This window comes from Kitasatospora gansuensis (assembly GCF_014203705.1).
GTDB classification, from domain to species: domain Bacteria; phylum Actinomycetota; class Actinomycetes; order Streptomycetales; family Streptomycetaceae; genus Kitasatospora; species Kitasatospora gansuensis.
In genome coordinates, this window is sequence record NZ_JACHJR010000001.1 from 1,802,850 (window position 1) to 1,819,036 (window position 16,187).

The 16,187-nt window shown below is 74.2% G+C and carries 1 protein-coding gene; it reads right to left on the reverse strand.

The features are described from left to right. Positions 1 to 9: 9 nt before the first annotated feature. Positions 10 to 16,110, reverse strand: a complete 16,101-nt coding sequence (locus tag F4556_RS08130) for a type I polyketide synthase (protein WP_184912921.1) — start codon at positions 16,108 to 16,110, stop codon at positions 10 to 12. Positions 16,111 to 16,187: the final 77 nt, after the last annotated feature.

A 16,187-nucleotide genomic window follows, 5' to 3' on the forward strand; every position in this document is an offset into this window, starting at 1 on the left:
ACCTTTCGCTCAGTTCGAGTTGGCTGCGAGCGCGGCCCGCACCAGGTCGTCGATGGCCATGGTGGTGATGTCGGCCGCCGGGGCCGGGGCGGTGGCCTGAGGGGCCGTGGCCTGAGGGGCGGTCAGCTTCAGCAGCGCGTCCAGCAGGCCCGCCTCCCGGAGTGCGGCCAGCGGGAGTGCCCCGAGGGCCCGGCGGAACTCGCCTTCGTCCAGCTCCGACTGCGCCGATGCCTCGGGCTCGCTGTCCTCCAGGCCGGGCAGCAGCTCGGTGAGCAGGAACTCGGCCAGCGCACCCGGGTTCGGGTAGTCGAACATCAGCGTGGCCGGGAGCCGCAGGCCGGTCGCGGTCTGCAGGCGGTTGCGGAGCTCGATCGCGGCCAGCGAGTCGAGGCCCAGCTCGGTGAAGCCCCGGGTGACGTCGATCGCCGCCGGGTCGTCGTGGCGGACCGCCGCGACGTGGTTGCGCACCAGGTCGAGCAGGAACCGGTCCCGCTCCGCCCGGCCCAGACCGGCGAGCCGCTGCTCCAGCGAGAGCTGACCGGCCGGCTCGGCCTCCACCGCCACCGCCTTGGCCTTGGTGGTGCGGGCCGGGCGCCGGTTCTGACTGCGCACCAGCTCGCGGAAGAGCGGCGAGATCTCGTCCGCCACCGCCGCCAGCGCGGGCACGTCCAGCCGGATCGGCACCAGCACCGCCTCCTCGGTGAGCCCGAGCGCCTCGTCGAAGAGCGCGAGGCCCTCCTCGCCGGTCATCGCGGGCATCCCGAGCCGGTTCATCCGGTGCAGGTCGGCCTCGGTGACGCCGCCGCCCAGGCCCGTCTTCTGGGTCCAGAGACCGAAGGCCAGCGAGGTGCCGGGCAGGCCCAGCTCCCGGCGGTGGACGGCGAGGGCGTCGACGAAGCGGTTGGCCGCGCCGTAGTTCGCCTGCCCGGTGCCGACCAGCAGCCCGGCGCAGGAGGAGAACAGCACGAACGCCGTCAGGTCGAGGTCCTTGGTCAGCTCGTGCAGGTACCAGCCCGCCTCGAGCTTCGGCCGCAGCACGTTGTCCAGCTGCTCCGGAGTGAGCGAACCGACCAGGGCGTTGTCCATCACGCCCGCCGCGTGCACCACGCCGCGCAGCGGGTGGGCGTCCGGAATACCCGTCAGCAGGCCCGCCAGCGCCGCCCGGTCGGCGGCGTCGGCCGCCGCGACGGTGACCTCCGCGCCGGCCTCGGTCAGCTCGGCCGCCAGGGCCGCCGCCTCGGGCGAGGCGAGTCCGCGGCGGCTGGTCAGCAGCAGGTGCCTGACGCCGTGTTCGGCGACCAGGTGACGGGCCACCAGGGCGCCCAGTCCGCTGGTGCCACCGGTGATCAGCACCGTGCCCTCGGAGTCCCACGGGGAGACCGGCGGGACGCCGCTCTCCGCCACCCCGGCGAGCCGGGGCACCCGGACGTCGACGCCGCGCACCGCCAACTCGGGCTCGCCCAGCGCGGCGAGCTGGACCGGCACGTTGCCGCTGTCCAGGTCCACCAGCAGGATCCGGCCCGGGTTCTCCTGTTGGGCGGCTCGCACCAGGCCCCAGACACCGGCCTGGGCGAGGTCGATCCGCTCGTCCTCCTCGACCGCGACCGCGCCCCGGGTGAGCACCATCAGGCGGGTGTCGGCGAACCGGTCCTCGGCCAGCCACTGCTGAAGGGTGCTCAGCACACCCTCCAGCGCGGCCCGCGCGTCGGCGGGCACCTCGCCGGCACCGGAGCGGACCGGCAGCAGGATGAGTTCGGGCTGCACGGTCCCGGCCGCGTCGGCGAGGGCCGTCAGGCTCTCGAACACCGGCAGGTCGAGGTCCAGCCCGGCCGCGTCACCGACGATCACCCGGCCGGCTGCGGTGGCGCTGCCCGCCGCACCGAGCGGCAGGTGGCTCCAGCCGATCCGGAACAGCGACTCGTGCTGCTTGAGCCCGGTGGAGGCGGCCGCACCGGCGGCGATCCGGTCCGGCGTGATCGCCCGGACCACCAGCTGCTCGACGGTGGCCACCGGCAGGCCGGTGGAGTCGGCGAGTTCGAGCCGGACCGCGTCGGGGCCGGTCGAGTTGAGCTTCACCCGCATCCGGGCGGCGCCGCCGGCGTGCAGCGAGACGCCGGTCCAGGCGAACGGCAGGTGCGAGGAGCCGATGTCCTGCGGGCGGTAGCCGCCGAGGAAGTCGGTCGCACTCAACGCCGCGTCCAGCAGCGCCGGGTGGACCCGGAAGCCGGCTGCCTCCTCCCGGACGTCGTCCGGCAGGGCGACCTCGGCGAAGACGTCCTCGCCCCGGCGCCAGACCGCCTTGAGGCCCCGGAAGCGCGGGCCGTAGTAGTAGCCCTGGCTGGTCAGGTAGTCGTAGACGTCGCTGATGTCGACCTCCTCGGCGCCGGCCGGCGGCCAGGAGCCGTAGGTGACGTCGAAGGCGGCGGGCACCGTCGCGGTCGCCTCGGACGGGGCCAGGAAGCCCGACACGTGCCGGGTCCAGTCCACGTAGTCCGGCGCGTTCTCGAACCGGGAGTAGACCTCCAGCGTGCGCCGGTTCGAGGCGTCGGCCGCGCCGACCACCACCTGGACGGCGGTGCCGCCGGTCGCGGTGAGCGGCATGATCGCCTCGATGGTCAGCTCCTCGACCAGGTCGCAGCCGACCTCCTCGCCCGCCCGCAGTGCCAGTTCGACGTAGCCGGTGCCGGGCAGCAGCAGCGTGCCGAGCACGTTGTGGTCGGCCAGCCAGGGGTGGGTGTCCATCGCGAGCCGGCCGGTGAGCACCACGCCGCCGTCCACCGGGGAGACCACCACGGCGCTGAGCATCGGGTGCTCGGCGGGCGTCTGGCCGATCCCGGCGACGTCGCCGCCGGGCAGGGCCGGGACGTCCAGCCAGTAGTGCCGCTTCTCGAAGGCGTAGCTCGGCAGATCGACCCGCCGGGCACCGTGCCCGGCGAAGAACGCCGCCCAGTCCGGGCCGTTGCCCGCCACCTGGAGCTCGGCCAGCGCCGCGAGCAGCGCCTCGGGACCGGTCCGGTCCTTGCGGGCGGTGGCGGCCAGGACGAGGCCGTCGCCCGCGAGCGTCCCGCCGGCCAGCGCCGTCAGCACACCGTCCGGGCCGAGCTCGACGTACCGGGTGACGCCCTCGCGCTCCAGGAAGCCGATCCCGTCGGCGAACCTGACCGCCTCGCGGACGTGCCGCACCCAGTACTCGGCCGAGCCGAGCTGCTCCGAACTCGCCTCCGTACCCGTCAGGTTGGAGACCACCCGGAGCTCCGGGACGCCGTACGCGACACTCTCGGCGACCTGCCGGAACTCGTCGAGCATCGGCTCCATCAGCGGTGAGTGGAAGGCGTGCGAGACCCGCAGCCGGTTGGTCTTGCGGCCCTCGAAGCTGCCGATCACCGCCTCGACCTCGGCCTCGTCACCGGAGACCACCACCGACCGCGGCGCGTTCACCGCCGCGATGCTGACCCGCTCGGTGAGCAGCGGGAGGATCTCCTCCTCGGTGGCCTGGATCGCCACCATCGCACCGCCCGAAGGCAGTTCCTGCATCAGCCGGCCGCGGGCCGCGACCAGCCGGGCCGCGTCCGGCAGCGAGAACACCCCGGCGACGTGCGCGGCCGCCAGCTCGCCGACCGAGTGGCCGACCAGCACATCCGGCAGCAGGCCCCAGGACTCGACCAGGCGGAACAGCGCGACCTCGTAGGCGAACAGCGAACTCTGGGTGTACACCGTCCGGTTGAGCAGTTCGGCGTCCTCGCCCCAGACCACCTCGCCCAGCGGGCGGTCCAGGTGGCCGTCCAGCTCGGCCAGCGCCGCGTCGAAGGCGGCGGCGAACACCGGGAAGGCGGCGTGCAGTTCACGTCCCATGCCGAGGCGCTGGGCGCCCTGGCCGGAGAACAGGAAGGCGGTCAGGCCGCCCGGTGCGGCGATGCCGGTGACGGCGGTGGGGTGTCCGCTCTGCTCGGCCAGCGCGGTGAGCGCCACGATCGCCGAGTCGCGGTCCCCGGCCAGCACCACGGCCCGGTGGTCCAGCTGGGCCCGGCCGGTGGCCAGCGAGAAGCCGACGTCGAGCAGGCTCAGCTCCTGGTCTCCGAGGATCCGGTCCAGCAGCTTCGCCGCCTGGGCGGGCAGGCTCTTCGCGCTCTTCGCGGAGAACAGCAGCGGCACCAGCGGGAGCTCAGAATCATCTTGAGCGACCGTCAGCTCGGCGGGCACGGGAGCCTGCTCGATAATCAGGTGCGCGTTGGTCCCGCTCAGGCCGAAGGACGAGACACCGGCCCGGCGCGGCCCGGTGATCTGCGGCCACTCCCTGGCCTCGGTCAGCAGGCGGACCTCGCCGGCCGTCCAGTCCACCTGCGGCGAGGGCTCGTCCACGTGCAGGGTGCGCGGCATCAGGCCGTTGCGGACCGCCATCGCCATCTTGATCACACCGCTGACACCGGCCGCCGCCTGGGCGTGGCCGATGTTGGACTTGATCGAACCGAGCCACAACGGCCGGTCCTCCGGCCGGTCCTGACCATACGTCGCGAGCAGCGCCTGCGCCTCGATCGGGTCGCCCAGCCGGGTGCCGGTGCCGTGACCCTCGACCAGGTCGATGTCGGCGGCGGAGAGGCCGGAGGCGTCCAGCGCCTTCTGGATCACCCGCTGCTGCGAGGGACCGTTGGGCGCGGTCAGCCCGTTCGAGGCACCGTCCTGGTTGATCGCGCTGCCCCGGATCACGGCGAGCACCGGGTGACCGTTGCGCTCCGCGTCGGAGAGCCGCTCGACCAGCAGCAGCCCGATGCCCTCGGACCAGCCGGTGCCGTCGGCGGCGCCGGAGAACGCCTTGCAGCGGCCGTCGGCGGAGAGCCCGCGCTGCTGGCTGAAGTCGACGAACAGCTCCGGCGTCGGCATCACGGTGACACCGCCCGCGATCGCCATGGTGATCTCACCGGCCCGCAGTGCCTGGACCGCCATGTGCAGAGCAACCAACGAGGACGAGCAGGCGGTGTCCACCGTGACGGCGGGCCCCTCCAGGCCGAGCGTGTAGGCGACCCGGCCGGAGGCGATGCTCGCCGCACTGCCGTTGCCGATGTAGCCGGTCAACTCCTCCGGCACGTACGGCAGTCGGGTGCCGTAGTCGTGGTACATCACCCCGGCGTACACACCGGTCTGGCTGCCGCGCATCGACTGCGGGTCGATGCCCGCCAGCTCGAAGGCCTCCCAGGCGCCCTGGAGCAGCAAGCGCTGCTGCGGGTCCATCGCGAGGGCCTCGCGCGGCATGATGCCGAAGAACTCCGGGTCGAACTCGTTGGAGTCGTGCAGGAAGCCGCCGGTCCGGGCGTAGGTCTTGCCCGCCAGACCCGGCTCGGGGTCGTAGATGGACTCGATGTCCCAGCCACGGTCGGTCGGGAACTCCGAGACCGCGTCCACCCCGTCGACCACCAGGCGCCACAGGTCCTCGGCGGAGCGGACCCCGCCGGGGAAGCGGCAGCTGATCGAGACGATCGCGATCGGCTCGTCCGCGACGGCCTCGGCGGCCGGGCGGGCCACCGGGGCCTTGGGCGCGGTGCTGCCGGCCAGCTTGGTCTTCAGGAAGTCGGCCACCGCGCGGGAGGTCGGGAAGTCGAAGACCAGCGTGGCGGGCAGCCGGAGCCCGGTGGCCCCGCCGAGCGAGTTGCGCAGCTCGACGGCGGCCAGCGAGTCGAAGCCCAGGTCCTTGAAGGCCCGGTCGGCGCCGACCGCGTCGATCTCGGCGTGGCCGAGCACGGCGGCGACCTGGGTACGGACCAACTCCAGCAGGTGCCGGTCGCGTTGGGCCTCGGTCAGCCCGGCCAGCTTCCCGGCCAGCGCGTTGCCGTCGGCCTGCGCTCCGCCGGCCTGCGCCCGCTGCCGGGCCGGGCCGCCGGTGAGGCCGCGCAGCAGGGCCGGGATGCCCTCGCCGCGGGCCAGCACGCCGGTCCGGTCGATCCGGAGCGCCGCGAGCTGCGGGTGCTCGGTGCCGGTCGCCGCGTCGAAGGCCGCCAGGCCCTCGGTGGCGGTGAGGGCGGGCAGGCCGAGCCGGTTCATCCGGTCCAGGTCGGCGGCGGTGACGTCACCGAGGCCGGTGTTGACCGCCCACATGCCGAAGGCGAGCGCGGTGGCGGGCAGGCCCGCCTCCCTGCGGTGGGTGGCCAGCGCGTCCAGGAAGACGTTGGCGGCCGCGTAGTTGGCCTGCCCGGCGGCCAGTACCTGGCCACCGGCGGAGGAGAACAGGACGAAGGCGGTCAGATCCTGACTCTGCGTCAACTCGTGCAGGTGCCAGGCGGCGTCGGCCTTCGGGCGGAGCACGTAGTCGAACTGATCCGGCGTCAGTGCCTCGATCAGCGCGTTGTCCATCACGCCCGCCGCGTGCACCACACCGGTCAGCGGGTGCTCGGCGGGGATGCCGGCCAGCACGGCGGCCAGCGCCGCCCGGTCGGAGACGTCGGCGGCGGCGATCGCCACCTCGGCGCCCAGCTCGGCCAGTTCAGTGCTGAGCTCGGCCGCACCGGGTGCGTCCGCGCCGCGCCGGCTGGTCAGCAGCAGGTGCCTGACGCCGTGTTCGGCGACCAGGTGACGGGCCACCAGCGCGCCCAGACCCGTGGTCCCGCCGGTGATCAGCACCGTGCCGGTGGAGTCCCAGACCGGCACGGCCGGCGCGGCGATCGCCACCCGGGCCAGTCGGGGCACCAGGAGCTGTCCGGCCCGCAGTGCGGCCTCCGGCTCCCCCGCGGCGGCGGCCGCAGGGAGGGCCCGGTCGGACTCGGCGGAGCCGTCCAGGTCGAGCAGGGCGAACCGGCCCGGGTTCTCCTCGATGGCCGACCTGACCAGACCCCAGACCGGGGCCTGCGCCAGCTCGATCGCCTCGGACTCCCCTGCCACCACGGCCTGTTGGGTCACCAGGACCAGCCGCGAGCCGTCGAACCGCTCGTCGGCCAGCCAGCTCTGCACGGCCCCGAGCGCGTCGGCGACGGCCGCCCGGACTCCGGCCGGGACGTCGGCGGCGGCCGGCGCGGTGATCCGGTGCAGCACCACCGCCGGGACCTCGGCGTCGCTGCCCAGCAGCTCGGCCAAGGTCGGCACGGTGACGGAAGCGGCGACGAGCTCGCCGCGCTGCCAGTCGACCCGGTGCAGGATCTCGTTCAACTTGCCCTGACTCGCCGCCAGTTGCTCGGAGGAGACCGGACGGGAGACCAGCGACTCGACGGTGGCGACCAGTTGGCCGCTGGTGTCGGCGACACCGATGGCCGAGACCTCGGCGCCCCGGACCCGGCGGATGTGCACCCGGAGCGCGTTGGCGCCGGCCGCGTGCAGGGACACCCCGTTCCAGGAGAACGGGAGCAGCGTCTCGCCCTCGTCCCCGGCCGTACCGTCCAGCAGCAGGTCCACGTGCATCGCGGTGTCGAGGAGCGCCGGGTGAAGCCCGAAGCGGGCGGCCTCGGCGTGCGACTGAGCGGGGAGAGCGACCTCGGCGAAGACGTCGTCACCACGGCGCCAGGCGGCCTTGAGGCCCTGGAAGACCGGGCCGTAGCCGTAGCCGCGGTCGGTCAGCCGCTCGTACGCGTTCTCCACGTCGATGACGGTGGCGCCCTGCGGCGGCCAGATCGTCAGCTCGAACTCGGGTGCCGTCGGCTCGGGCGCCAGCACACCGTTGGCGTGCCGGGTCCAGTCCTGGTCGGCGCCGCCCTCGGGGCGGGAGTAGACCGAGACGGACCGGGTGCCCGCCGCGTCGGCGGCACCGACCACCACCTGGAGAGCAACCGCCCCGCCGGGGGCCAGGATCAGCGGCGCCTCCAGGGTCAGTTCCTCCACCCGGCCGCAGTCCACCTGGTCCCCGGCCCGGACGGCCAGTTCGACGAAACCGGTACCCGGCAGCAGGACGTTGCCCAGCACACCGTGGTCACCGATCCACGCCTGGGTGTCGATCGACAGCCTGCCGGTCAGCACCACACCACCGTTGTCCGGCGAGACCACCGCGGCGCTGAGCATCGGGTGGTCGACGGCCTCCAGGCCCGCCGAACCGAGGTCGCCGAAGCCGACCCCGACCAGGTCGATCCAGTACCGCTGACGCTGGAAGGCGTAGGTCGGCAGGTCGGTCCGGGCCTGTGCTCCCGGCAGCAGCGCCGTCCAGTCGACGGTGACACCCCGGGCGTGGGCGCGGGCCAGGCCGGTCAGCAGCTCACGCTCCTCGCCGCGCTCGCGGCGCAGGGTGGAGACGAAGAGGGCCTCGGAGTCCTCGCCGAGGTTGTCCGCGCCGGCGGCGGTGAGGACGGCGTCGGGGCCGATCTCCAGGTACGTGGTGACGCCGCGCGACTCCAACCGGCCGATGTTGTCGGCGAATCGGACCGCGTCGCGGACGTGACTCACCCAGTACTCGGGGTCGGTGAAGCTACCGGACGCCACCACCGCGATCTTCGGCTCGGCGAAGGTCAACCCGCTGACCACGGTCCGGAATTCGTCCAGCATCGGGTCCATCAGCGGCGAGTGGAACGCGTGCGAGACGCTCAGGCGCTTGGTGCGCTCGAAACCGGAGGCGATCTCCAGCACGGTGGCCTCGTCACCCGAGATCACCACCGAGCGCGGGCCGTTGACGGCCGCGATGCTCACCCGGTCGGTGAGCAGCGGCAGGATCTCCGCCTCGGTCGCCTGGATCGCCACCATCGCGCCACCGGCCGGCAGTTCCTGCATCAGCCGACCACGAGCGGAGACCAGCTTGGCGGCGTCGGAGAGCGAGATCACCCCGGCCACGTGTGCGGCCGCAATCTCACCGACGGAGTGCCCTGACACGAAGTCAGGCCGCACACCCCACGACTGCACCAGGCGGAACAGCGCCACCTCGACCGCGAACAACGCGGCCTGCGTGTTCACCGTGCGATTCAGCTCGTCAGCGTCGTCACCCCAGATGACCTCCCGCAGCGACCCGTCCAGCTCCGCCAGCACCTCGTCGAAGGCCGCCGCGAACACCGGGAACGCAGCGTGCAGTTCACGCCCCATCCCGAGCCGCTGCGACCCCTGCCCCGTGAACAGGAAGGCGAGCTTGCCCTCCCGTACGAAGTCGGCGGCACCCGCCCCCTCCGCCAGCGCGTCCAGCGCCTCCGCGAGCTGGGCACGGTCCGCGCCGAGCGCCACCGCGCGGTGTTCGAGACCGGCCCGGCCGGTCACCAACCCGAGGGCGGACGAGGCGAGTTCACCGTCCGCCAGGGTGTCGAGGTACGTCCGCAGCCCGGCCGCCTGCGCACGCAGCGCCGGGGCGGTCCGCCCGGAGATGACCCACGGCACGAGCGTGGCGTCACCGACCGGAGCGGTCGGCTCCACCACGGCCGCCGGAACCTCCGGAGCCTGCTCGACGATCACGTGCGCGTTGGTGCCGCTGATGCCGAAGGACGAGACACCGGCCCGCCGCACCCGACCGGTCTCCGGCCAGGCCCGAGCCTCCGTCAGGAGCTCGACCGCACCGGCCTCCCAGTCGATCTTGTCGGACGGCTGCTCGGCGTGCAGCGTGCGCGGCAGCACGCCGTGCCGGATCGCCTCGATCATCTTGATGACGCCGCCGACCCCGGCCGCCGCCTGGGTGTGGCCCATGTTGGACTTGAGCGAGCCCAGCCAGAGCGGCTGCCCCTCCGGCCGGTCCTGGCCATACGTGGCGAGCAGCGCCTGCGCCTCGATCGGGTCGCCCAGCGTCGTACCCGTGCCGTGGCCCTCGACCGCGTCGACGTCCGAGGTGGTCAGGCCGGCCGTGGCCAGCGCCTGCTGGATCACCCGCTGCTGCGAGGGACCGTTGGGCGCGGTCAGGCCGTTCGAGGCACCGTCGGAGTTGACCGCCGAGCCCCGGATCAGACCGAGCACCTGGTGGCCGTTGCGCTGGGCGTCGGAGAGCCGCTCCAGGAGCAGCATGCCGACGCCCTCGCCCCAGCCGGTGCCGTCGGCCCCGGCGCCGAAGGACTTGCACCGGCCGTCGGCGGCCAGGCCGCGCTGGCGGCTCATGTCGATGAAGGTGTCGGGGGTGGACATCACGGTCACACCACCGGCCAGCGCGAGCGAGCACTCGCCCTGGCGGAGCGCCTGGATCGCCCAGTGCATCGCGACCAGCGAGGAGGAGCACGCGGTGTCGACGGAGACCGCCGGGCCCTCCAGGCCGAGGGTGTAGGCCACCCGTCCGGAGACCACGCTCGCCAGGCTGCCGTTGCCGTGGTAGGCCGCGATCTCCTCGGGGAGCGGGCCCATCCGCAGGCCCCAGTCGTGGTACATCACGCCGGCGAAGACGCCGGTGTCGCTGCCGCGCAGCGCGTGCGGGTCGATGCCCGCCCGCTCCAGGGTCTCCCAGGAGACCTCGAGCAGCAGTCGCTGCTGCGGGTCCATCGCTTGGGCCTCGCGCGGGCTGATGCCGAAGAAGTCCGCGTCGAACTGTCCGGCGTCGTACAGGAAGGCGCCCTCGCGGCTGGAGCTCTTGCCGGGCTTCCCGGGCTCCGGGTCGTACAGGTCGGCGGGCCAGCCGCGGTCGGCGGGGAACCGGTCGATGACGTCCCGGCCCTCGTCCACCAGCTGCCACAGGCCCTCGGGCGAGGTGACCCCGCCCGGGTAGCGGCAGGCCATCGCGACGATCGCGATCGGGTCGTCGGCGCCGACGACACCGGCCACCCGCTCGCGGCGGGGGGCGGTGGCCGGGGTGCTGGTGACCTTGCTCGCGATGTGCTCGGCGAGGGCGCGCGGGTTCGGGTAGTCGAAGGTGAGGGTGGCGCTCAGCCGCAGGCCGGTGGCGGCGTTGAGGCGGTTGCGCAGTTCGACGGCGGCCAGCGAGTCGAAGCCGAGCTCGTTGAACGCCCTGGTGGCGCTGACCGATTCGGCGCTGTCGTGGCCGAGCACCGAGGCGGCGTGGGTGCGGACCAGGTCGAGCAGGGTCTCCACCCGCTCGCCCTCGGCCAGCCCGGCCAACTGCTGCACCAGCGGGGTCTCGTCGGCCGACCGGCCGGCTCCCGCCGCCGCGCGGCGCGGGACGCTGCGGACCAGGCCGCGCAGCAGCTGCGGGACTCCGTCCGCCCGGGCCTGGAGCGCCCGCAGGTCGATCCGGACCGGGATGACGGACGGTTCGGAGGTGCTCAGGGCGCGGTCGAACAGCGCCAGGTTCTCGTGCGGGAGCAGGCCCGCCATGCCGAGCCGACGGGCCCGCTGGAGCGCGGCCTCGTCCAGGTCGGCGCCCATGCCCGCGCCGCCCAGCCAGAGGCCCCAGGCCAGCGAGGTGACGGGCAGTCCGGCCGCCTTGCGCTGCGCCGCCAGCGCGTCCAGGAACAGGTTGGCGGCAGCGTAGTTGCCCTGCCCCGCGCCGTCCAGGGCGGTGGCGGTCGAGGAGTAGAGCACGAAGGCCCGGAGGTCCTGACCCTCGGTCAGCTGGTGCAGGTTCCAGGTGGCGTCCACCTTGGGGCGCATCACGTGGTCGACCCGGGCCGGGGTGAGCGAGCCGACCAGGCCGTCGTCGACCACACCGGCGGTGTGCACCACGGCGGTCAGCGGGTGTTCGGCGGGCACCTCGGCCAGGACGGCGGCCAGCGCCGCGCGGTCGGCGGCGTCCACGGCGGCGATCGTCACCGTGGCGCCCTGCTCGGCCAGTTCGGCGCTCAGCTCGGCCGCACCGGGTGCGTCGGCGCCGCGCCGGCTGGTCAGCAGCAGGTGCCGGACGCCGTGCTCGGCGACCAGGTGGCGGGCCAGGTGGCCGCCCAGGCCGCCGGTACCGCCGGTGATCAGCACGGTGTCGGTGGCGTTCCACGGGGAGTCACCGGTCTCGGCCTCGGCCGGCAGCGCGGTCACCCGGGGCACCAGGAACTCGCCGTCCCGCAGCGCGAGTTCGGTCTCACCGGAGGCCAGCGCGGCGGTCAGCGCGCGCTCGGACTCGGCGCTGCCGTCCAGGTCGGCCAGGACGAAGCGGCCGGGGTTCTCGGCCTCGGCCGAGCGGACCAGGCCCCAGACCACCGCCTGGGCCGGGTCGATCGGGTCGCCGTCCCGGGCCACCACCGCGTTCCGGGTGATCACCACGAGCCGCGCGCCCTCGGTGCTCTCGTCGGCCAGCCAGTCCTGCACGGCGGTCAGCGCGTCGGCCGTCACCAGCCGGACCACGTCCGGCAGTTCACCCTCGGGGGTGGCGATCATCGGGCGGCGGACGAAGCCCTCGGCGGCCGCACCGGCCGGCAGCGCGAGCGGCTGCCAGCCGATCCGGTAGAGCGGCTCGCGGCGGCCCGCCCGCCCGGCCTCCAGCTGCTCGGCCGAGACCTGACGCAGCACCAGCGACTCGACCCGGGCGACCGGCAGACCGGCCGGGTCGGCGATGGTCAGCGCCAGGGTGTCCGTCCCGTTCGGGGTGATCCGGACCCGGACGGCGGAGGCGCCGACCGAGTGCAGCGCGACCCCGGACCAGGCGAACGGCACCCGGGTGCCCTCCGGCACCGGACCGGCCAGGTCGGCGGCGTGCAGCGCGGCGTCCAGCAGCGCGGGGTGCAGACCGAAGGCGTCGGCCTTGACCTCCTGGTCGAGGGCGACCTCGGCGAACACCTCGCCGCCGAGCTGCCAGGCGGCCCGGACGGCGCGGAACACCGGTCCGTAGCCGTACCCCTGACCGGCCATCTGCTCGTACAGGCCGCTGACGTCGAGCGGCTGCGCGCCCTGCGGCGGCCAGACCGCCAGCTCGGCGGCGTCCGCGACCGGGACGCCGGAGCCGAGCACGGCCTCGGCGTGCCGCTCCCACGGTCCGTCCTCGGTACGGGAGTAGAACTCGACGGTGCGCCGGCCGGAGCCGTCGGCGACGCCGACCACCACCTGCAGCGCGACGTCGCCCTCGGCCGGGATCACCAGCGGGGCGGCCAGCGTGAGTTCCTCGACCAGGTCGCAGTCGACCTGATCGCCTGCGGCCAGCGCCAGTTCGACGAAGGCGGTGCCGGGCAGCAGGACCACGCCCGCGATGACGTGGTCGCCCAGCCAGGGCTGGGCCCGCAGCGAGAGGCGGCCGGTGAGCACCACGGTGTCCGAACCGGCCAGGCTGACCGCCGCACCCAGCAGCGGGTGCTGGACGACGTCCTGGCCGAGACCGGCGGCGTCGGCGGCGACGGTCGGCGCGGTCAGCCAGTACCGCTTGCGCTGGAACGCGTAGGTGGGCAGCGGGATCCGGCGCGGCGCGAGACCCGCGTACGGGGTGTCGCCGTCGAGCGCGCCGCCCCGGGCGTGCATCCGGGCGACGGCCGAGACCAGCTCGCCGACCTCGTCCCGCCCGGCGCGCAGCGCCGCGACGAAGACCGCGTCGGTGGCCTGCTCGGGCAGGCAGTCCGGGCCCATCGCGGCCAGCACCGCGTCGGGACCGAGCTCCAGGAAGCTCCGGACGCCGTTCGCCGCCAGGGTCTGGACGGCGTCGTGGAAGCGCACCGACTCCCGGACGTGCCGCACCCAGTAGTCCGGCGAGGTCAGCTCCTCGGCGGTGGCCGGGCGGCCGGTGACGGTGGAGACGATCGGGATGCGCGGGGCGGAGTAGTCGAGGATCCCGGCGATCAGGCCGAACTCCTCGAGCATCGGCTCCATCAGCGGGGAGTGGAAGGCGTGCGAGACGTTCAGCCGCTTGGTCCGCTCGAACCGGGCGGCGATCGCCAGGACGGCGTCCTCCTCGCCCGCGACCACCACCGCGCGCGGGCCGTTCACCGCCGCGATGCTGACGCCGTCGGTCAGCAGCGGCAGGATCTCGTCCTCGCTCGCCTGGATCGCCACCAGCGCGCCGCCGGTGGGCAGTTCCTGCATCAGCCGGCCGCGGGCGGCCACCAGGGTGGCGGCGTCCTCCAGCGAGAGCACCCCGGCCACGTGGGCCGCGGCGATCTCGCCGACCGAGTGGCCGGCCAGGAAGTCCGGGCGCAGGCCCCAGGACTCGACCAGGCGGTAGAGCGCGACCTCGACCGCGAACAGCGCGACCTGGGCGTAGCAGGTCTGGTGCAGCAGCTCGGCCTCGGGCGAGTCCTCGGCGGCGAACAGCACGTCCCAGAGCGGGAGTTCGAGCTGCAGGTCGAGGTAGCCGATGGCCTGGTCGAGGGCCCGGGCGAAGACCGGGTAGGTCTCGTAGAGCTGACGGCCCATCGCCAGCCGCTGGCAGCCCTGGCCGGTGAACAGGAAGGCCAGCCGGCCGGCCGGAGCGGTGCCCCGGAACAGCGTGGGGATCTCCGCGTCCGCCGCCAACGCCCGGAGTCCGGCGAGCAGTTCGTCGCGGTCCTGGGCCACCAGGACGGCCCGCTCGGCGAGCGTGGCGCGGGTGGTGGCGAGCGAGTGGCCGAGGTCGGCCGGGGTGAGCTCCGGGTCGGCCTCGGCCAGCGCGAGCAGCCGCTCGGCCTGGCCGTGCAGGGCCTGCCCGGTCTTGGCGCTGACGGTGACCGGCACCGGGGTCGCGGCGCCGGGCTCCGGGCTCGACGAGGCGGGCTCGACGGCCGGCGGCTCCTCGATGATCACGTGCGCGTTGGTGCCGCTGACGCCGAACGAGGAGACACCGACCCGGCGGGGGCGCTCGGCGTCCCGCGGCCAGTCCTGGTCCTCGGTCAGCAGCCGGACGTCACCGGCGGACCAGTCGATGCTGCTGGACGGCGCGTCCACGTGCAGGGTGCGCGGCAGCACACCGTGCCGCAGCGCCATGATGACCTTGACGATGCTCGCCACGCCCGCGGCGGCCTGGGTGTGGCCGATGTTGGACTTCACCGAGCCGAGCCAGAGCGGCCGGTCCTCGGGGCGGCCCTTGCCGTAGGTGGCCAGCAGGGCCTGGGCCTCGATCGGGTCGCCGAGCGTGGTGCCGGTGCCGTGCGCCTCGACCGCGTCCACCTGATCCGCCGTCAGCCCGGCGGTGGCCAGGGTGTCACGGATCAGGCGCCGCTGGGCGGCGCCGCTCGGGGCGGTGAGGCCGTTGCTGGCCCCGTCCTGGTTGATGCCGGTGCCGCGCACCACGGCCAGCACCGGGTGGCCGAGCCGCTGGGCGTCGGAGAGCCGCTCGACCACCAGCACACCGACGCCCTCGCCGAAGGCGGTGCCGTCGGCGGCCTCGGCGAAGGCCTTGATCACGCCGTCCTCGGCCAGCCCGCGCTGGCGGCTGAACTCGGTGAAGATCGCCGGGCTGCCCATCAGCGTGACGCCACCGGCCAGCGCGAGCGAGGACTCGCCCCGGCGCAGCGACTGGACGGCGAGGTGCAGCGCGACCAGCGAGCTGGAGCAGGCGGTGTCGATGGTGAGGGCCGGGCCCTCGAGCCCGAGGGTGTAGGCCACCCGGCCGCTGGCGATGGAGAGCGCGGTGCCGGTCAGCAGGTAGCCGTCCAGGCCCTCGGGGCTCTCGTGCGAGCGGACGCCGTACTCGTGCGCGCCGGCCCCCAGGAAGACGCCGGCCCGGGTGCCGCGGAGCCCGGTCGGGTCGATGCCCGCGTGCTCCAGCGCCTCCCAGGCGGCCTCCAGGGTGACCCGCTGCTGCGGGTCCATGGTGAGCGCCTCGCGCGGGCTGATACCGAAGAAGTCGGCGTCGAACTCGGCGGCGTCGTAAAGGAATCCACCCTTGCGGGTGTAGCTGCGGCCCGGTGCGTCCGGGTCCTGGTCGAAGAGGTTGTCGAGGTCCCAGCCGCGGTCGTCCGGGAAGTCACCGGAGACGGTGCGGCCCTCGCTGACGATCCGCCAGAGCGCCTCGGGGGTGGTCACCTCGCCGGGGAAGCGGATGCCGACGCCGACGATCGCGATCGGCTCGTCGTCCGCGTACGCCGCCAGGGTGGACACCGCGGCGTCCTCCGGCAGGCCCAGTGCCTCGGCCCGAAGGTACTCGGCGAGCAGCGCGGGGGTCGGGTGGTCGAAGCCCGCCGTGACCGGCAGGGCCAGTCCGGTGGCCGCGTTCAGCCGGGCGTGCACCTCGACCAGACCGAGCGAGTCGAGGCCCTGCTCCTTGAACGGGCGGTCGGCCTCGACCACCGGATCGACGCCGGGGCGCACTCTGCGGAGCACCGCCCGGGTCTGCTCACTCACCAGGTCGAGCAGCACGCGGCGCTGCTCGGAAACCGGCAGCGCCTCCAGTCGACGGACCAGTTCGGACCGGTCCACCGGCGTCTGCCCGTCACCGGAAACGAAACTCCCAGACTCGCTCATCGAGATACGCTCCACTTTATCCGTCTTCGCCGGCAGGCCACGCACGGGCAGCCCACGGGCAGCCACAGAAACGCACA